Source organism: Haloarcula pellucida, from assembly GCF_014647235.1.
Taxonomy (GTDB): Archaea; Halobacteriota; Halobacteria; order Halobacteriales; family Haloarculaceae; genus Haloarcula; species Haloarcula pellucida.
This window is the reverse complement of sequence record NZ_BMOU01000001.1, coordinates 928,350-946,318: the sequence shown is the minus strand read 5'-3', so window position 1 is coordinate 946,318 and position 17,969 is coordinate 928,350. Positions and strand designations below refer to the sequence as shown.

Annotated in this window: 17 protein-coding genes and 4 tRNA genes; 13 read left to right on the top strand and 8 right to left on the bottom strand. The window is 65.0% G+C overall.

Annotated features, from left to right (window positions below):
• Positions 1 to 17: 17 nt before the first annotated feature.
• The 3 genes from IEY28_RS04905 (at position 18) to IEY28_RS04895 (ending at position 1,910) form a co-directional block, all read left to right on the top strand.
• A complete protein-coding gene (locus IEY28_RS04905; RefSeq protein WP_188995071.1) occupies positions 18 to 1,166 on the top strand; it encodes a helix-turn-helix transcriptional regulator in 1,149 nt (382 codons plus the stop codon).
• A gap of 67 nt (positions 1,167 to 1,233) precedes the next feature.
• Positions 1,234 to 1,308, top strand: a tRNA-Glu gene (locus tag IEY28_RS04900).
• Between the two features lie 65 nt (positions 1,309 to 1,373).
• Positions 1,374 to 1,910 carry a DUF21 domain-containing protein gene (locus tag IEY28_RS04895; protein WP_188995069.1) on the top strand — a complete coding sequence of 179 codons (537 nt, stop codon included), beginning with the start codon at positions 1,374 to 1,376 and terminating at the stop codon, positions 1,908 to 1,910.
• Here the strand turns inward: IEY28_RS04895 and IEY28_RS04890 are convergent.
• From IEY28_RS04890 to IEY28_RS04870, 5 genes are all read right to left on the bottom strand, one after another.
• Positions 1,894 to 3,450 carry an aryl-sulfate sulfotransferase gene (locus IEY28_RS04890; RefSeq protein WP_229783075.1) on the bottom strand — a complete coding sequence of 519 codons (1,557 nt, stop codon included), beginning with the start codon at positions 3,448 to 3,450 and terminating at the stop codon, positions 1,894 to 1,896. The two genes, IEY28_RS04895 and IEY28_RS04890, sit on opposite strands and share 17 nt — an antisense overlap.
• A 90-nt stretch (positions 3,451 to 3,540) precedes the next feature.
• On the bottom strand, positions 3,541 to 3,726 hold the full coding sequence (locus IEY28_RS04885) for a DUF7576 family protein (protein ID WP_166970145.1): 186 nt from the start codon (positions 3,724 to 3,726) through the stop codon (positions 3,541 to 3,543).
• A gap of 64 nt (positions 3,727 to 3,790) precedes the next feature.
• Positions 3,791 to 4,972, bottom strand: a complete 1,182-nt coding sequence (glmU, locus tag IEY28_RS04880) for a bifunctional sugar-1-phosphate nucleotidylyltransferase/acetyltransferase (protein ID WP_188995066.1) — start codon at positions 4,970 to 4,972, stop codon at positions 3,791 to 3,793.
• Positions 4,973 to 5,199: 227 nt separating this feature from the next.
• Positions 5,200 to 5,274, bottom strand: a tRNA-Glu gene (locus IEY28_RS04875).
• A 150-nt stretch (positions 5,275 to 5,424) separates the two neighbouring features.
• Complete coding sequence (locus tag IEY28_RS04870) at positions 5,425 to 7,377, bottom strand: 3-hydroxyacyl-CoA dehydrogenase/enoyl-CoA hydratase family protein (protein ID WP_188995064.1); 1,953 nt, start codon at positions 7,375 to 7,377, stop codon at positions 5,425 to 5,427.
• Positions 7,378 to 7,491: 114 nt separating this feature from the next.
• Between IEY28_RS04870 and IEY28_RS04865 the strand changes: the two genes are divergently transcribed.
• The 3 genes from IEY28_RS04865 (at position 7,492) to IEY28_RS04855 (ending at position 9,893) form a co-directional block, all read left to right on the top strand.
• Positions 7,492 to 8,649 carry an acyl-CoA dehydrogenase family protein gene (locus IEY28_RS04865; protein WP_188995062.1) on the top strand — a complete coding sequence of 386 codons (1,158 nt, stop codon included), beginning with the start codon at positions 7,492 to 7,494 and terminating at the stop codon, positions 8,647 to 8,649.
• Positions 8,650 to 8,766: 117 nt separating this feature from the next.
• Positions 8,767 to 9,207, top strand: coding sequence for an Hsp20/alpha crystallin family protein (locus tag IEY28_RS04860; protein WP_188995060.1), 441 nt, complete (start codon positions 8,767 to 8,769; stop codon positions 9,205 to 9,207).
• A gap of 74 nt (positions 9,208 to 9,281) precedes the next feature.
• Positions 9,282 to 9,893, top strand: coding sequence for a DNA-3-methyladenine glycosylase family protein (locus IEY28_RS04855; protein WP_188995058.1), 612 nt, complete (start codon positions 9,282 to 9,284; stop codon positions 9,891 to 9,893).
• Positions 9,894 to 9,909: 16 nt separating this feature from the next.
• Here IEY28_RS04855 and IEY28_RS04850 read toward each other — a convergent pair whose 3' ends face one another.
• The gene (locus tag IEY28_RS04850; protein WP_188995056.1) at positions 9,910 to 11,262 is read right to left on the bottom strand and encodes a RimK family alpha-L-glutamate ligase; all 1,353 of its coding nucleotides are present in this window, start codon (positions 11,260 to 11,262) and stop codon (positions 9,910 to 9,912) included.
• A 127-nt stretch (positions 11,263 to 11,389) separates the two neighbouring features.
• On the opposite strand from IEY28_RS04850, the gene IEY28_RS04845 reads away from it, so the two are divergent.
• From IEY28_RS04845 to IEY28_RS04825, 5 genes are all read left to right on the top strand, one after another.
• Positions 11,390 to 12,412: a succinylglutamate desuccinylase/aspartoacylase family protein gene (locus IEY28_RS04845; protein WP_188995054.1), complete on the top strand. Its 1,023-nt coding sequence runs from the start codon at positions 11,390 to 11,392 to the stop codon at positions 12,410 to 12,412.
• 184 nt (positions 12,413 to 12,596) lie between these two features.
• Positions 12,597 to 12,992, top strand: coding sequence for a succinate dehydrogenase, cytochrome b556 subunit (gene sdhC, locus IEY28_RS04840; protein WP_188995052.1), 396 nt, complete (start codon positions 12,597 to 12,599; stop codon positions 12,990 to 12,992).
• Positions 12,992 to 13,357, top strand: a complete 366-nt coding sequence (locus IEY28_RS04835; protein WP_188995050.1) for a succinate dehydrogenase hydrophobic membrane anchor subunit — start codon at positions 12,992 to 12,994, stop codon at positions 13,355 to 13,357. Before sdhC ends, IEY28_RS04835 begins: the two co-directional genes overlap by 1 nt.
• Before the next feature lie 2 nt (positions 13,358 to 13,359).
• A complete protein-coding gene (locus tag IEY28_RS04830; protein WP_188995047.1) occupies positions 13,360 to 14,250 on the top strand; it encodes a succinate dehydrogenase/fumarate reductase iron-sulfur subunit in 891 nt (296 codons plus the stop codon).
• Positions 14,251 to 14,288: 38 nt separating this feature from the next.
• The gene (locus IEY28_RS04825; RefSeq protein ID WP_188995045.1) at positions 14,289 to 16,115 is read left to right on the top strand and encodes an FAD-binding protein; all 1,827 of its coding nucleotides are present in this window, start codon (positions 14,289 to 14,291) and stop codon (positions 16,113 to 16,115) included.
• On the opposite strand, the gene IEY28_RS04820 is transcribed toward IEY28_RS04825, so the two are convergent.
• Positions 16,112 to 16,432, bottom strand: coding sequence for a cupin domain-containing protein (locus IEY28_RS04820; RefSeq protein ID WP_188995042.1), 321 nt, complete (start codon positions 16,430 to 16,432; stop codon positions 16,112 to 16,114). The genes IEY28_RS04825 and IEY28_RS04820 overlap by 4 nt on opposite strands.
• Positions 16,433 to 16,629: 197 nt before the next feature.
• Between IEY28_RS04820 and IEY28_RS04815 the strand changes: the two genes are divergently transcribed.
• Positions 16,630 to 16,732, top strand: a tRNA-OTHER gene (locus IEY28_RS04815).
• 484 nt (positions 16,733 to 17,216) lie between these two features.
• On the opposite strand, the gene IEY28_RS04810 is transcribed toward IEY28_RS04815, so the two are convergent.
• Positions 17,217 to 17,301: transfer RNA gene (locus IEY28_RS04810), tRNA-Leu, on the bottom strand.
• A gap of 132 nt (positions 17,302 to 17,433) precedes the next feature.
• On the opposite strand from IEY28_RS04810, the gene IEY28_RS04805 reads away from it, so the two are divergent.
• Positions 17,434 to 17,940: a helix-turn-helix domain-containing protein gene (locus tag IEY28_RS04805; RefSeq protein ID WP_188995040.1), complete on the top strand. Its 507-nt coding sequence runs from the start codon at positions 17,434 to 17,436 to the stop codon at positions 17,938 to 17,940.
• Positions 17,941 to 17,969: the final 29 nt, after the last annotated feature.

Here is a 17,969-nt window from a genome sequence, read left to right as displayed (position 1 = left end):
CGGGTCATACGACGTAGATGTCTCGCGCGGTCGCCGTCGTCGTCACTCTCCTGCTGACTACCAGCCTCGCCGCTGGCCCCGCACTCGGGTCGCAGCCGTCCACACTCGTCCAGACGCCCGACGGGTTCGAAGAGACCACGTTCCGGGTCACCGTCTACGAGAACGGCTCTGCGACGTGGGCCATCGAACACCAGACGCCGCTGACCAACGAGACGGAGGAACAGCGCTTCGAGGACTTCGCTCGGAACTTCGAGCGGAACGAGACGGCGTTGTACGTCAACTTCGTCGAGCAGGCCGGCCTGCTCACACAGTACGGGGCCAACGAGACTGGACGCCAGATGGACGCCCGGAACTTCCGCCGCTCGGCGGCGGCGAATCCGGTTCAGAGCACTGGCACCGTCCGCATGGCGTTCCTGTGGACGAACTTCGCCAACGTCTCCGATGGCCGCGTCGTCGTCGGCGACGTGTTCGAAGGCGGGTTCTACATCGCCCAGAGCCAGTCGCTCGTCTTCGAACGCGGGCCGTCGCTGGCGTTCGCACAGGTCCGTCCGACGCCGGATGCACGGAGTCAACCCGACTCGCTGGCCCGCAGCGAGAGCGTCAGTTGGGTGGGAGAGCGGTCTTTCGGTGACCGCCGTCCGTACGTCGAACTCGGACAGCGGTCCGCCGTCTTCGACGGCGACCCGACGGCCCAGACCGACGCGACGACGACCGTCGGACCCAGTTCCGAGAACGGGATGTGGCCACTGGTCGTCGTCGCGATAGTCGTCGCGCTCGGTGCCGTGGCCGCCGCTGCGTGGCGCTCCGGGGCCGCGACGGCCGCACTGGGCGACGACGACAGCGGGGGGACGGCTGCCGAATCGCCCGCCGACCCAGACCCCTCCACGGAGGAACGCGAGCAACCCGCTCCCGAACCCGCAGTCTCCGACGAGGAGTTGCTGAGCGACAGCGACCGCGTGATCAACCTCCTCGAAGAGAACGGGGGCCGGATGAAGCAAGTCGACATCGTCGATACGACCGACTGGTCGAAATCCAAGGTCAGTATGCTCCTCTCGGACATGGAGGAGGACGGCGACATCAGCAAACTCCGAGTCGGCCGCGAGAACATCATCAGCCTCTCCGGACAGGAGCCAGACGCCGCCGGTTCGCCGTTCGACGAGGAGTGAGAAACCCACACAGGGCGCTCCCGAAACGCAATCATTATACGTTCCACCACCCTCCGATTCAATGTACGCTCCGTTGGTGTAGTCCGGCCAATCATATCACCCTCTCACGGTGATGACTAGGGTTCAAATCCCTGACGGAGCATTCTTCGACTCTCGTCTCGGCCAGCAGTGCGCCGGTTCTTTGCCGTCGGGGGTGCGAGGACGCGTATGTCCACACATCTCCTCCCGACGCTCGGAATCGTCGTCGCGCTGCTCGGGTGTAGTGCCTTCTTCTCCAGTAGCGAGACCGCGCTGTTCTCGCTCTCGCGGGAGTGGGTCGCCGAAGCGGCGGCTACGGACCCGCGTGCGGCGGCCGTCGAAGACCTACTGGCCGACCCACACCGACTGCTCGTGACGATTCTCGTCGGAAACAACGTCGTCAACATCGCCCTCTCGAGTCTGCTGACGGCGCTGTTCGTCGACCGATTCCAGTCGGGGACCGCCGTGGTCGTCACGACAGTCGTCGCCACCAGCGTCGTCCTCGTCGCCGGCGAGATAGTCCCGAAGTCCTACGGGCTCGGCCACGCGCAGTCGTTCGCACTCCGGGTCGTGCGTCCGCTACGATACGTCGAACTCCTCCTGTACCCGGTGGTTACTGTCTTCGATGTCCTCACCCGAACGGTGGCGGCCGGCCTCGGTGGCCAGCAGGCCATCGAGCGGGCGTACGACGACGAGCCACCGACGGAGACTACCGACGACGGATAGCCGCGAAGGCACGGCGACCCACGGCTGTCGCTCGTCGTGCGAGTCCCGCCAGCGAGTACCGCGACCAGTAGAACTCCGAGGCGCTCCAGACGACGCCCGTAGAGAGGGCCGTGGTCGCGAACGCGAGGTCGCTGAACCGGACCCACGAGGGGGCGACGTACAGCGCACCGTTCGCGAGGAGACTCGGGACGAGCGTCTTGAGGCCGAGCCAGAACCGGTCGGCGAGCGACCGACGGGGTTCCGACCCCGAACCGACGCCAGACGCGTTCGTGACGTTCGCGACGACGCTGGCGGCGTCGCCGGGCCGGTCGCTCACGACGGCACGATACGGCGCGGCGGGGCCGCCCGAACTCTCGTCGCCGGTGCCCAGTCGCTCGACGTCGTAGGGCATCCCGACGTCGGCGCTCCAGACGACGGTGTCGTTTACGCCCACTTCGGCGACCCGGTCGCCGTGGGAGTCGACGACGAGCGTGTTCCCATCGGGGAGTCGGTCGGCGTCGCGGGGCCACTGGAGGCGGACGTCACGCCACTTCCAAGTCCGGTTCCACCCCTCGGCCGTGCGTTCGTACTCGACGATGCGGCCGTTCTCCGAGTCGGCGACGAGGACCGCCGGGCCGCCGCGGTCGGCAGGAATGTAATCGGGATTGTGCTGTTCGTAGAGGACATCGTGGTTCTCGTCCGTCCCGAGCGTCCGACTCTCGTTGACCGCCCACCCGTCGGGGCCGGGTTCGAGGAAGACGACTTCGTCCATGTTCCGGGGACTGACCACGACGCTCCCGTCCGCGAGGGCCTCCACGTCGTTGATGTGCGTCCAGTCGCCCTCGGAGCCACCTTGCTCCCTGTCGTAGTGGGCGGACGCGTTCCAGCGCCACGCGACGCTTCCGTCTCGCGTATCGACGGCGTAGACGCCGTCGTCGACGATGTCGGCCACGAGGAGGTGCGTCTCGTTGATGCGGTCGACGTCGTGCCAGCGGGCGGAGTAGACGCGCTCTGTCACCTCGCTGTAGACCTGCTCTTCCTCCCCGGTCGTGAGGTTGACCCGCGTGACGACGTTGCGGGTGCAGGGCTCGCCACCGACCGGGCCGCAGGCGTCGCCCGTCAGGTGCTCGGCGGCGACGTACTCGACGGTGTAGCGTTCCGCTTCGACCGGGTCGACGTCGAAGTAGACGCGGTAGCGGTCGTCGTAGTACACGACGGTTCCGTTGGCGAGGAACGCGGCCAGTTCGGCCCGTTCGTCACTGACGTAAAACCCCTGTGTCGCGACGACGGTGACGTTCCGGTCGAGCGTCGCGACGGCCTCGGTGACGCGCGGCGTCGACCAGTTCTCACCGCGCGTCGGTCGCTCGCTCGCCGACTCGAAACGCGACTCGACGTCGAGCGTCTGGCCGGTCGTCGATACTGTCGAGACGTGGGCGGGGCTGTTCGAGTCGGTCTGTGCGGTCTCCGTTGCGTCGGCGACACCCGTCGTAGTCACGTAGGAGTGTCCGACAGCGACCGTCGCGGAGAGGAGTATCGCCAGGAAGGCGACGCGGGCGACCACACTACCTCGTCGGCACATATGTCATCTGCTCGCCAGAACGAGCCACCGCACAAAAGGCCTTCTGTAGGCGCTAGTTGGGATCGAAGTTATCTACGCACCGTCCCACTGTTGTCGACACTCGTCGTCACAGAAGTGTGCGGTCTGGACGCTGTCGTCCTCTATCCATGTGATGACGCGATGGGTCACTTCGTTCGCAATCGCCGCGCCACATACCTCACAGTTCGGTGCATCCGCCTCGTCGATGTCCTCGTGGTGATCTGAAGTCGGGTCGACCATCTTACCTGAGGGTCGTTTTCACCCTACTTAATCCCACATAATCGGCGCGCGCTCTCGGTGTGCGTCAGCGGTCGCGCGTGACACTCTCACCCGGGGCCGTCGTCGCACCGGCCGAGAGGACGACGCCGGCGTTGAGGCTGGTATTGATGCCCGTGTGGACGCCGTCGCCGGCGACGATGCCGAACTTCCGCCGCCCGGTCGAGACGCGGTCGCCCTTGACGGTTATCTTCACGTCGCCGCCGTCGTGGCGGAGGTTCGCTACCTGCGTCCCCGCACCGAGGTTCACGTCGGTACCGAGGACGCTATCACCGAGGTAGGAGACGTGCGGGACCGCCGAATCGGCCATGACGACGCTGTTCTTGACTTCGACGCCGTGACCCACGTGCGTGTCCTCTCCCAGCACCGTCGCGCCGCGAACGTAGGCGTTCGGGCCGACCTCGGCGCCAGCGCGGACGAGAACCGGCCCCTCGATGGTGACGCCGGGTTCGACGACGGCGCCCTCTTCGACGACGACGGCCCCGCGCAAGTCGGCGTCGCCGCGAACCTCGCCGTCGACGCGGCGGGTCATCTGGCCGAGTTTCCACTCGTTGGCTTCGAGCAGTTCCCACGGGCGGCCCACGTCGAGCCACCGGTCCACCTCGACGGCCGTGACCGACCGCTCCTCGATGACCCGGGCCAGCACGTCGGTGATCTCGTGCTCGCCGCGGTCGCTGAGCGGGACGTCGAGCCAGTTGCGCGCTTCGGCGGGGAAGACGTACGCGCCGGCGTTGGCGAGTCGCGTCGGCGGGTCCGCGGGTTTCTCGACGATGCCGGTGACGCGGTCGCCGTCCGTCGAGAGGACGCCGTAGTTCGAGGGGTCGGGCACGCGGTACGCGGCGATGGAGGGGGCCGCATCGAACAGCGCCGTGAGACTCGCCTCGTCGTAGAGGTTGTCCCCGTTCAACACGGCGAACGGACCGTCTATGTACTCGCTCGCGGCGTCGACGGCGTGGGCCGTCCCGAGTTGCTCCTCTTGGACGGCAAACGAGACCGGGCGTCCGCGATAGGAGTCGCCGAAGTACTCTCTGACGGCGTCGGCCTCGTACCCGACGACGAATATCAGTTCGTCCGCGCCGGCCTCGATGGCGGTGTCCGCAGTGTGTGCGACGAGGGGTCGGTCGGCGACCGGGAGCATCGGCTTCGGCGTGTTCACGGTCAGCGGCCGCATCCGTGTCCCTTCGCCGGCCGCGAGTACGATTGCTTGCATGGTTTAGCGCTGGCGCCCGCCGGAAAAATAGCTACTGGCATCCTAACCCGGCCGTGTCACTGACCCTCTCGGGATATTATCCCACGTCTAAACTGGAGTCACGTGTGGCACCTTGACGAGCAAAAATGCCGGAATCGGTCGCGTATCCCTCCATTACGCCGGAATGAGAACCGTCTCCGACGCATCTCTCAGCGTCGCCACTTCCGAACTCGTTCGCGGCAGGAATGTGCTCGGTATGGGATTTGAACCCATGTCCTCGGCTCGAAAGGCCAAGATGATTGGCCGGACTACACCAACCGAGCGCATTCCTGCGTTTCGGGTGCTCCAATTTAACCCCATCGAAATACGGGCTATCTGTGGCGCGGTCACACGGTACGTCCGGACCGCATCGCTGGTCGGGCAGGAACCCAGCCCTGAATCGGAAGCAGAACGATCAGCGCGGTGGTCTGGGCTTACTTCCCTTCGAACTCGGGGTCGCCGTCACCCATGAACGCCGTGATACCCTCCATTACGTCCTCGGTGCCGATGAGGTGGCCGAAGGCCTGTGACTCGACTTCGAGGCCGGCGTCTTTGTCGTCGCGCCCGGCGTGCATCGCACGTTTCGTGAACTTCTGGGCGACCGGCGGCCCGGCCGCGAGGTCCCGGGCCAGTTCGAACGCCCGGTCGTCCAGTTCGTCGTTCTCGACGACTTCGTTGACGAAGCCGTAGTCGGCCATCTCCGCGGCGTCGTAGCGTTCTGCGGTGAAGATAATCTCCTTGGCACGCCCCTCGCCGACGATGTTGGCGAGGCGGACGGTACCGCCCCATCCGGGCAGCAGACCGAGGTTGTGTTCTGGTTGGCCGAGTTCCGAGCGTTCAGAGGCGACCCGGAGGTCGGCACACGTCGCCAGTTCCATCCCGCCGCCGAGCGCGTAGCCGTCGATGCCGGCGACGACGGGCATCGAGCACTGCTCCAGTTTGCCGAACGTCTCTTGGCCCTGCTTCGAGAGTTCGACGGCTTCCAGCGGCGTCGCGTTCGAAGCCATCGACTGGACGTCGGCCCCGGCGGAGAACGCCTTCTCGCCAGCCCCCGTGACGAGAATGGACCGCACCTCGTCGTCGTCCTCCAGCAGGTCGATGGCCTCGCTCAGTTCGTCCATCAGGTCGGGGCTGACCGTGTTCATCCGGTGTGGACGGTCCAGTACGATGTGCCCGACCATCTCGCCCGGATACTCGAGAGCGATGTTCTCGAACTCGGCGGCCGTCTCGTCGTCGCTCCCGTAGAACCCACCGGACTCGGCGGCCTCACGCAGGCCGTCAGAGACGGCGTAGCGGGCCTCGTGGACCTCCTCCAGCGTCTCGACGAGCGTGTCGAGACCGGCTTTGTCGGCCAGTTTCGCCGGGCCTTCGGGGAAGCCACCGCCGAGCATCACGGCCTCGTCGACGTCGGCGACGGGCGCGACGTCGTTCTCGACGAGTTTGCCGACCTCGTTGGCCATCACGGCCAGCAGACGGCGCTCGACGTCTTCGCGGCCGGCGTCGGTCGGGATGTCGACGCCGCCGTCCTCGTAGTCGTAGAAGCCCTCGCCGGTCTTCTTGCCCAACTGTTCGTTCTCGACTTTCTCTTCTAAGAGTGGACACGGGGCGTACGGTTCGCCCAGCACCTCGTGCATGTATTCGAGGACGTGCAGGCCGACGTCGTTGCCAACCTGATCGGAGAGTTCGAACGACCCCATCGGGAGGCCCATGTCGAACTTCGTCGTCGAGTCGACCTCGGCGATAGTGGCGACGTCGTCGTGGACCAGCCAACAGGCCTCGTTCATCAGGGGGACGAGGATGCGGTTGACGATGAATCCGGGCGAGTCCTTGCGGACGCGGACCGGGGTTTTATCGAAGTCCTCGGCGAGTTGCTCGATCGTTTCGAGGGTCGCTTCGCTCGTGTGTTCCCCGGAGATGACCTCCACGAGTTGCATCCGCACCGGCGGGTTGAAAAAGTGCATCCCGCAGAACTGCTCGGGACGCTCGGTGACTTCGGAGAGTTCCGTAATCGAGAGGCTGGAGGTGTTCGTCGCGAAGATGGCGTCTTCTGGGGCGTACTTCTCGACGTCGGTGTAGACGTCTTTCTTTATCTCCATCTTCTCGGGGACGGCCTCGATGACCACGTCGGCGTCGCCGACGGCCGCGTCGACGTCGACCAGTGCAGTGACGCGTTCGAGCGCTTCCTCGGCCGCCTCATCGGAGAGGTGGTCTTTCTCGGCGAGTTTGTTCAGCGACCACTCGATGTTGTCGTAGCCGTTCTGGACGAACTCCTCTTTGATGTCGCGCATCCGAACCTCGTAGCCCGCGAGAGCGGCCACCTCCGCGATACCGTGACCCATGTTGCCCGCGCCGAGCACTGCCACCGTCTCGATGTCCTCGAAATCCATGACATGTATCCCCACTGTCGGCCCACGTTTCAACGTTTCTCTCGGTGAACAACATCTCTACAGTTTATCTCGGATTACGAACCATTAATGCGTAGTCACGTCAACACGTCGCACATGGACTTCGAACTGTCCGACGAGCAACGCCAGATCCGAGACGAGGTCCAGCGCTTCGCCGAGAACGAGATCAGACCGGTTGCATCGGAGTACGACCGCGAGGAGACGTTCCCACACGAGGTGGTCGAAAACGCCGCCGAGATGGGGCTGACGGGGGCGAACATCCCGCTGGAGTACGGCGGCGTCGGCTACGACACGCTGACCAACGCCATCATCGCGGAGGAACTGTTCGCGGCCGACCCCGGCATCGGCCTCTCTATCCAGTCGGCGGCCTTCGGCGCCGACGCCATCGTCGGCTTTGGGACGGAGGCGCAGAAAGAGGAGTATCTGGAACCGGTGGCGGCGGGCGACGCCATCATGGGGACGGCCATCTCCGAACCGGACACCGGCTCGGACGTCTCCTCCGTATCCACACGGGCCCGCAAGGACGGCGACGAGTGGGTCATCGACGGCAACAAGATGTGGATCACCAACGGGACCGTCGGTGATTACTTCGTCGTCCTCTGTCAGACCGACCCCGACGCTGAGGGGCGATACAACGGGTTCTCACAGATTCTCGTCGAGGCCGACCGGGACGGCTTCGAAGCGGAAAAAATAACTGGCAAACTGGGTATCCGTGCCTCGGACACGGCCGAACTCGTCTTGCACGACGTGCGCGTGCCCGAGGAGAACCTCGTCGGGACGCGGGGCGCCGGGTTCCTCCAGATAATGCAGTTCTTCGACGAGACGCGGACCGGCGTCGCCGCACAGGGGGTCGGCATCGCCCGCGGCGCGGCCGAGCGAGCGCTCGAGTACGCACAGGAGCGCGAGCAGTTCGGCCAGTCCATCTCCGAGTTTCAGGCCATCCAGCACAAACTCGCGGAGATGTTCACCGAAATCGAGGCCGCCCGGCAGTTGACCTACAAATCGGCGTGGAGCGTCGACAACGCCGACGACCAACTCACCCAACTGGCGTCGATGGCCAAGGAGAAAGCCTCCCGCGTCGCCGTCGAGACGGCCGACGAGGCGGTCCAGATTCACGGCGGCGCGGGCTACGTCGACGACTTCGACGTCGAGCGGTTCTACCGCGACGCGAAGATTACCCAGATCTACGAGGGGACTACCGAGATTCAGAAGAACATCATCGCACGCGAACTGCTCGGTAAGGGGATGGTCTGAGCGCGCCGGACAAAGCCCGGCTTACCGACCGGAACGCCGACCCGAACCGCCGACACAGCGCCCCTTCTCGCCGTACTGGCTGGCTAACTAAGCGGCGGTCACGAGAGGCCCCTACGTATGGCGCGGAAGCTACCACTCGACAACATGGAATCGTGGTTCGACCAGATGAGCCGGCAGTTCGAGGAGGCCGCCGAGCGGTGGGGGGCGGGGTTCGAACCGTGGACGCCGGAGATGGGGTCCCCCCGCGTCGACGTCGTAGACGAGGACGACGCGTTCGTGGTGACTGCCGACCTCCCCGGGTTCGACAAGGACGATCTCGAGGTGTACATCACCGATCAGACGCTCGCCATCGAGGCCGACCACAGCCACGAGGCCGAGGAGACGGACGTCGACTACGTCCGTCGTGAACGGTCACACCGGTCGGTATCACGTCGGATTCGGCTCCCGGGAAGTGTCGACGAGGAGGACGTCTCGGCCTCGATGGACAACGGCGTCCTGACGGTCCGCATCGGGAGGGCCGACACCATCAGTGGCGGCCACCAGATCGACATCGAGTAGCGGTCCCGGTACTGGACTGCCCGTCCGAGGGCCGACAGACAGGTTCTTTCTCCGTCAGTCACTACCGTGGGCCGATGACGGACTCGCCACACGAGACGCTCCGCGAGGACCCGGACCTCGGACCGTTGGTCGATGCACACGGCGAACTCAGGCTGGATCCTGCGGGCGACCTCTTCGAACGCCTGGTCGTCTCTATCCTCCGGCAACAGGTGTCCATGGCCTCCGCGGCCGCGACGCGAGAGCGCCTGTTCGACGCCGTCGAAGTGACGCCCACCGGTATCCGCACGGCCGACGACGAAGTGTTGCGCGACGCCGGTCTCTCCCGACAGAAGACGCGGTACGTCAACGAGGTGGCGGCGGCGTTCGAGGAGGAGGGATACAGCATCGACTACTTCGAGGGGCTGACCGACGACGCCGTCCGCGAGGAACTGACGGCCATCACCGGAGTCGGCGACTGGACCGCGAATATGCAACTCCTGTTCTCGCTGGGCCGCGAGGACGTGTTCCCGGTCGGTGACCTCGGGGTCCGGAAGGGGTTTGGCAACGTCGTCGACGAGGGATACGACCGGTCGGAGATGGTCGAGTACGCGGAACGATGGGCGCCGTACCGGAGTTACGCCACGCTGTACCTCTGGCGGGCACAGGAGGACATCGCCGAGAGCGTCGCCGAAGTCACAGAAGAGTAGTCGGCCGACGGTGTACTTACTCCAGCGTCTGCTCCTCTTCCTCGGTGTCGGATTCGTACTCGTCGTCCGCCCGACGGTTGACGTTCACCTGATAGTGCTTGAGGATGTCCCGCCCGAGCAACAGCGGGTAGTCCATGTGCGAGCGGTCCTCGACGCTGGCCGTGACGGTGTGCTGGGTGCCGCCGATACCGACGACGAGGTCGACGACGGGTCGCGAACGGCCGGATTTGACGCTGCCGGACTTGATCTTCACGATGTCGAGGATGGGGCCGGTCCCGATTTCGGCGGCCAGTTCGGCGTCGATGCTCGTTCGGGTGGCGCCGGTGTCGGATTTCGCGAGGACGGTCTTGTGGCCGCGGGTTCCCGAGACGACGACTTCCTCGATGTAGCCGATGGTGACGTTCTCGGGCATCGTCGAGGTCGGTTTGCGCGGCATCGCGGTTGGTTGGGAGTCGTCCAGTCGGTCGGAGAGGCGCTCGACTTCCGCGTCGTCGACGCTGCCGCCGGCCTTCTCGATAGCACGCTGTGCGATGTACGGCGCGGGACTGATGCCACAGGCTTTGAACAGCCCTCGGAACCCTGCCGTCGGGTTCACTTCGAGGACGTAGTAGCCGTCTTCGCCCTGTACGATGTCGACGCCCGCGTAGTCGAGGCCGATAGCCTCGACGGAGTCCAGTGCCATCTGCCGGACCTCCTGCGGGAGGTCGCCGGTCATGTCTTCGACTTCGCCGCCGAGGGCGACGTTCGTGCGCCACTCGCCTTCGGGCGCATAACGGTTCATCGCGCCGACTATCTGGTCGCCGACGACGTAGACCCGCAGGTCGTGGTGGCGCTGGCCGTCGTGTTCGAGGAACTCCTGCAGGAAGGCGTGACGCTCGCCCACCTGTGCGTTGACCGGTTCGTCGAGTTCGACCATCCACGTCCCGCCGCCGTGGGTCCCGATAGCCGTCTTGTAGACGGCCCGGTCGCCGAACCGGCCGCGTTCCTTGTTGAGTTGCTGGGTCGACAGTGCGAGGACGGCGTCGGGGATGCTGATTCCGGCGTCCGCGAGGGCCGCAGCGGTGGCGAACTTGTGGAGTGCGGTCATCGCCGGCGTCGGTTCGTTCAACATCGGCGCCGCCTTGTTGAGCGTTAGCGCGAGCCCTGCACCCTCCATCGGATGCTCGTCACTGGAGAGCAAGAGTCGGTTCGCGATGACGTCGACGTCGGGGTAGAGATTCAGTTCGCCGTCTTCGGTCGTCACCGTGGTGTTCTCCTCTCGGAGCCACTCCGTGTCACAGCCCATCTCCTCGGCGGCGTTCAGAATCGCCTTCGTCTCCTTGCTCGAGTGGAGACTGAGAACACCGACCGTGATGTCTTCGGTACGCATACCGCCTCGTTCTAAGGGCGTCAGCAAAACCCTGATGGGTCGCTGGCCTGCGAGTGTGTCTCTCCCGATGCCGGCGTGACAATCGTTCGCCAGACACCCTTTTACCGGCCGTCGTGTTTGTACGCCCATGGACGAGGCCGAACCGTTCACCTACGACGGTGGACGGGTAGACCCCGGCGAGACACAGAACGTCCGGTACACGGTCAGCGAGACGTACATGGGCGACCCGGTTCGGATTCCGGTCACCATCGTGAACGGCGAGCGTCCGGGTCCGACGGGCTTCCTCTCGGCGGCGGCCCACGGCGACGAACTGAACGGCATCGAAGTCGTCAGAGAAGTCGCACACGAGTGGAACCACGAGCAGCTGGCGGGGACGCTGGTCTGTCTGCCAGTCCTCAACGTCCCGGCGTTTCTCGCACAGGAGCGGTACCTCCCCATCTACGACCGGGACCTCAACCGCTCGTTCCCGGGGAACCCCGACTCGACGAGCGCCAAGCGGATGGCCGACCGCATCTTCCGGAACTTCCTCGAACCCTGTGACTTCGGACTGGACTTTCATACGTCGACGCGTGGCCGAACCAACATGCTCCACGTTCGGGCCGACATGGACGACCCGGCGGTAGCGCGGGTGGCGAAGGCTTTCGCGTCGAACGTCATCATCTCCTCGGAGGGTCCGTCGGGGTCGCTCCGTCGGGAAGCCAGCGCCGTCGGTGCCTCCGCAATCACCATCGAGATGGGCGAAGCACACCGGTTCCAGCGACCGCTCATCGACACCGCGCTGGAGAGCGTCCGCTCCGTGCTGGCCGAGTTCGGGATGCTCGCCTCGGAAGTCGTCCAGTGGCCGGGGTGGCGCACCGTCATCGAGAACGGCGACGAGAAGACGTGGATACGCGCCGACGCCGGCGGACTGGTCGACATGCACCACCAGCGCGGCGACCTCGTGTACGAAGACGACATAATCTGCACCATCGCGAATCCGTTCAAGACCGAAGACACGACGGTCCGGGCGCCGTTTACCGGACTACTCGTCGGTATTCTGGAGAACCCACTCGTCTATCCCGGCAACCCGCTCTGTCACCTCGTCCACCTCGACGAGCGGACGCGACGGGCACTGGAGCGGACACGGGAGTTCCCGGACGAGAGCCTGTGACGGCGCCCGTCTCGACACCGGGCCCGTCGGTTCGAGCCAGCGGCGTACACGCCGAGGCCGCCCACGCCGAGACCGCCCGAGTCGGGCCGCGAAAACCGGTCAACGAGCGAAGATATTCGGCGATTCCGGCGATACACGCACGCGGTAGTAACTACTATTTGTCCCCGGACTAACCCCCCAGTGTATGAGTCAGTCTTACAATCGCGGCACCGTCGAGGACTTCGGACGGTGGCGGGAGTTCTCGGCCGGGATGTGGGCCTGGATATTCCACAAGTTCACCGGCTGGGTGCTCGTGGGCTATCTGTTCACCCACATCGCCGTCCTCAGTACCTCGCTCGGTGGCGCCGAACTCTATACGAACACACTGCAGGGGCTCGAAGCCCTGCTCGTCGTTCGCTTCCTCGAGGTCGGCCTGCTCGCCGTCGCCGTGTTCCACATCCTCAACGGCATCCGCCTGCTGATGGTCGACCTCGGTGTGGGCCTCGAAGCACAGGACAAGAGCTTCTACGCGTCGCTCGTCCTGACCGGCGCTATCGTCGTCGCAAGCATTCCGACGTTCCTCGGGGGGCCGCTCGCATAATGGCAGAACACTACTCCTCCTTCGAGCGGGGTGGCCGCCGCTGGCTCTTCCAGCGGTTGACGGCCGTGTTCCTCATCGGCGTGCTGGCGTTTCACTTCATGCTGTTGCACTTCGTCAACCACGCCGCCGACATCACCTTCGCCGGGACGCAGGCCCGTATGGGGCAGTGGAGCTACTTCGCCACGATGTGGCTCTTCCTCGTCACGGCGACGTTCCACGGCGTCAACGGCGTCTACAACGCCCTCATCAATCAGGGTATCAGCGGCTCACAGAAGACCGCAGTCAAGTACGTCCTCGTCGTCGCGGGGCTCCTCCTCGTCGCACAGGGCACGCGGGTCGCACTCGCGATGAACGGGCTGATCTAACCATGAGTACACAGATCGAACAACAGGAGACGGAGACGGAGGGCGAGGAAGAAGAGACCGAACCGGCGGTCGAATCGCCCGGCGACCAGCGTCGGGCGACCAAACGCCAGCGACAGGCCGAGCGAGACATCCAGCGGGAGACAGAGGAAGCGAGCCTCGACGACGAGGAGACGGTCTCGCTGAAGGTGTTCCGCTACGACCCCGAAGTCGAGGGCAAGCAGGAACCCCGCTTCGACGACTTCACCGTGCCGTACCACAAGGGGATGACCGTCCTCGACGCGCTCATCTACGCGCGGGACCGCTACGACTCCTCGCTGACCTTCCGGCACTCCTGCCGGCAGGCGGTGTGTGGCTCGGACGCACTGTTCGTCAACGGCCGGCAGCGACTCGGCTGTAAGACCCAGCTCTCGGAGCTCGACGACCCGGTTCGAATCGAACCGCTCCCCCACCAGGAGGTCGTCAAGGACCTCGTCGTGGACATGGAGCACTTCTACGACCAGATGGAGGCCGTCGAGCCGTACTTCGACGCCGACGAACTACCGGCAGACGACTTAGAAGAACAGCGCCAGAGCCGAGAGAACCGCGAGAAGGTCAAGATGTCGACGCGATGTATCTGGTGTGGCGCCTGCATGTCCTCGTGTAACATCGCCGCCGGGGACAACGAGTACCTCGGTCCCGCGGCCATCAACAAGGCCTACCGCTTTGCGATGGACGAACGCGAGGGGGAGAACCGCAAACAGGAACGCCTCCGCATCATCGAACAGGAACACGGCGTCTGGCGGTGCCAGACCCAGTTCTCCTGTACCGAGGTGTGCCCGAAGGACATCCCCCTGACCGAGCACATCCAGGAACTCAAGCGCGAAGCAGTGAAGAACAACCTCAAGTTCTGGTAGTCCTAAGCGAAGCCAGACAGACGTTACTACTTCCCACTATGTACGAACACGACGTTATCGTGGTCGGCGCGGGTGGCGCCGGCCTCCGAGCGGCTATCGCAGCGGACGAAGAGGGTGCAGACGTCGCCCTCGTCACGAAACTCCATCCTGTCCGCAGTCACACGGGCGCGGCAGAAGGGGGCATCAACGCCTCGCTCCGGGACGGCGACTCCTGGGACCTGCACGCCTACGATACGATGAAAGGCTCCGACTACCTCGGAGACGCGCCGGCTATCGACACGTTCGCCAAGACGGCGCCCGAAGAGGTCATCCAACTGGAACACTGGGGGATGCCGTTCTCCCGCGAGGACGACGGCCGCGTCTCCCAGCGACCGTTCGGCGGGATGTCGTTCCCCCGGACCACCTACGCCGGCGCCGAGACGGGTCACCACCTCCTGCACACGATGTACGAGCAGGCGGTCAAGCGCGGCATCGAGGTGTACGACGAGTGGTACGTCACCAACCTCGCGGTGACCGATCACGACGACCCCGAGGACCGGGAGTGTCACGGCTGTGTCGCCTACGACATCAAGTCCGGGAAGATAGAGGGGTTCCGCGCCACGGGCGGCGTCGTCCTCGCCACCGGCGGGCTGGGCCAGGCGTTCGACCACACGACCAACGCCGTCGCCAACACCGGCGACGGGTGTGCGATGGCCTACCGGGCCGGCGTCCCGATGGAGGACATGGAGATGATCCAGTTCCACCCGACGACGCTCCCGTCGACGGGCGTGCTCATCTCCGAAGGTGTCCGCGGCGAGGGCGGCATCCTCTACAACGACGAGGAGGAGCGGTTCATGTTCGAGTACGGCTACGCGAACAACGACGGCGAACTCGCCTCGCGTGACGTCGTCTCCCGGGCCGAACTCACGGAGGTCAACGAGGGCCGCGGCATCGAGGACGAGTACGTCGACCTCGACATGCGCCACCTCGGCGAGGAGCGCATCCTCGACCGCCTGGAGAACATCCTCCACCTCGCGGAGGACTTCGAGGGCGTCGACGGCCTCGACGAACCGATGCCAGTCAAGCCCGGCCAACACTACGCGATGGGCGGCGTCGAGTGCGACGAGAACGGCGAGACGTGTATCGATGGGCTGTACGCCGCCGGCGAGACGGCCTGTGTCTCGCTGCACGGCGCCAACCGCCTCGGCGGGAACGCCCTGCCCGAACTGCTCGTCTTCGGTGCCCGCGCCGGCTACCACGCCGCAGGCAGGGACATGAAGACCGCGGAGATTCAGACCGGCCTCTCCGCGAAGAGCGAAGCCGGGGACGTCGAACCGCCCGTCACTCCCGGGGCAATCGACAGCGGTAGCGAAGACGTCGCCGCCGACGGCGCCGCCGTCGAACCGACCGGCGTCATCGAGAACGCCGTCGAACGAGAGCGCGAACGCGTCGAGACGCTGCTCGAGGAAGACGGCATCAACCACGCCGAGGTCCGCGCCGACGTACAGGAGACGATGACCCAGAACGTCAACGTCTTCCGCAAGGAGGAGGGCCTGAAAACGGCACTCCGAGACCTCCGGGAGGCACGCGAGGCCTACGAGGACGTCGCCGTCTCGGACCCCTCTCGCACGTACAACACGGACCTCATCCACACCATCGAGACGCGCAACATCCTCGACGTGGCCGAAGCCATCACGCTCGGTGCGCTGGCCCGTGAGGAGTTCCGCGGCGCTCACTGGCGTGCGGAGCATCAAGAGCGGAAAGACGACGAGTGGATCAAACACACCATGCTCGCGTGGAACGACGGCACGCCGGAACTGTACTACAAGCCGGTCATCCTCGAGGGCGACGAAGAGACCTACGAACCGAAAGAGCGCAGCTACTAGGGCGCTCCGACGAGGACGAACTGACTCTCTCCGTCTCCGTTCTGTATCTGCCGCTCCGATTCGGGATCGATTCTGAGTGCGTCGCCGGCCGTCATCGACACGTCTTCACCGTCGACGGTCACAGTGGCCTCGCCCTCGACCAACACGTACACTTCTTCGTGGTCCCGGTCGGCGTGGTTGTGGGGTTTGCCCGTCCAGCCCGGACCACAGTCGACGACGGTGACGCCCAGTTGCTCACACTCCAGCGGGTCTCGCAGGAAGTGCATCGCGTCGGCGACCGGTTCGGTGTCGGTGTAGTCGACTTTGGTGTAGCTCACGGCGTCACATTCGCGCTGCTCGCTTGAGTAAGTACGGCCGGCACGACCGGAGCGGCGTCGGGACGACACGCGTTCGGTGGGTCAGTCGGCGGCGGTGAGCTCTGGGCCGATACAGTCGACCTCGCGAGGCGATTTTCGCCGAGTCAGTGCCACTGTCGTCACATATTTGGGGAGTGGGACCGTACCAAAGCCCGTCTGGAAGGGTGGCTCAGTGGTAGAGCGCTGCCAGCCAACGTGCCAGAACTCGGCCTGGCAGTTTCCCATGCAGGGCTCCGCGTGGTTCGAATCCCGCCCCTTCCACTCTGTCACGAACGGACGTGAGCGACGCGTGGCGAAAGCGGGAATTCGAACGCGGCAGGCGCATACGACGGACGTGCGTCTGACCGCGATTCGAACTCTGGATGACTAGTGTGGTGTGAACGAGGCGTCGAAAACGGTAGGAGAGTGGGGGGTGGGGGTGTGGATGGCACCGGAGCGGTGCCTACTCTCACTCTAGTTCGAACACACATAAATTCTTGTGCCCAAGTTATCAGTAGTGATACTTGGCGGCCGAAACAGCACCCGGTGTCAGGGTTCGACGTTATGGATTGTGCGAATACGGCTCGTGATATATCGCTCGACGACGAACGAATACGGCTCGTGATATATCGCTCGACGACGAAGCAGTGGCTCGTGAAGATTGCGTCGAAAGGATGTGCGTGGGTGCAGTCCCAAGGGAGTGCACCTGCATCGTCTTCGGCGGCATCGCCGCCTCGGTATCGGTGGACATCGTCCACCAGTGCGATGCGTGGGACCGGATTTGAACCGGCGGACCCCTACGGGACAGCGCCCTCAACGCTGCGCCGTTGGCCTGGCTTGGCTACCCACGCTCGCGCTGTCTTACTGCAATCAATCGTATCCCGCGGTCCAATAAAAGGGCTTTCGTTTGCGATGGCCCGCGGGACAGTGTGCCATTCGAGCGAACCGGACGTTTGAAATACGACGAAACCGCTACCGGGGGCATGGCCAAATACTCGACCGGCGGCGGGGGCGCCAGCGCCGGCGGGAGCTGCGAACTCTGCGGTGCCGACGGTGGCGACTTGCAGACCGCCGACGTCGCGGGCGCGACCCTTCAGGTCTGTTCTGACTGCGCGAAGAACCACGGCGAGAACGACCGGGCGACGTCGTCGAACGACGGCTCGCGCGACGAGACGGACAGACGCCGTCGGGCCGCACAGAACACGGCGAGGCTACAGGACTCACAGACGCCCGACGCCTCCCACTGGGAGGGGGGAGCCGACTACGACACCGACCAACTGCCCTACCTCATCAGCGACTACGGGAGCACCGTGACGGAAGCCCGACAGGAGAAGGGACTCCAAACGAGCGAACTCGCCGACGAACTCGACCTCGACGAGAGCGACGTGCTGGCCGTCGAACAGGGCCGTGCGACGCAGGCGGGCGTCGGCGGGTCCACTATCGCTGTCCTCGAAGAGTTCCTCGACGTCGACCTGGTCGACGAACGCTGATATCGTCGCCCGCTGTTGCCGTCAGCAGG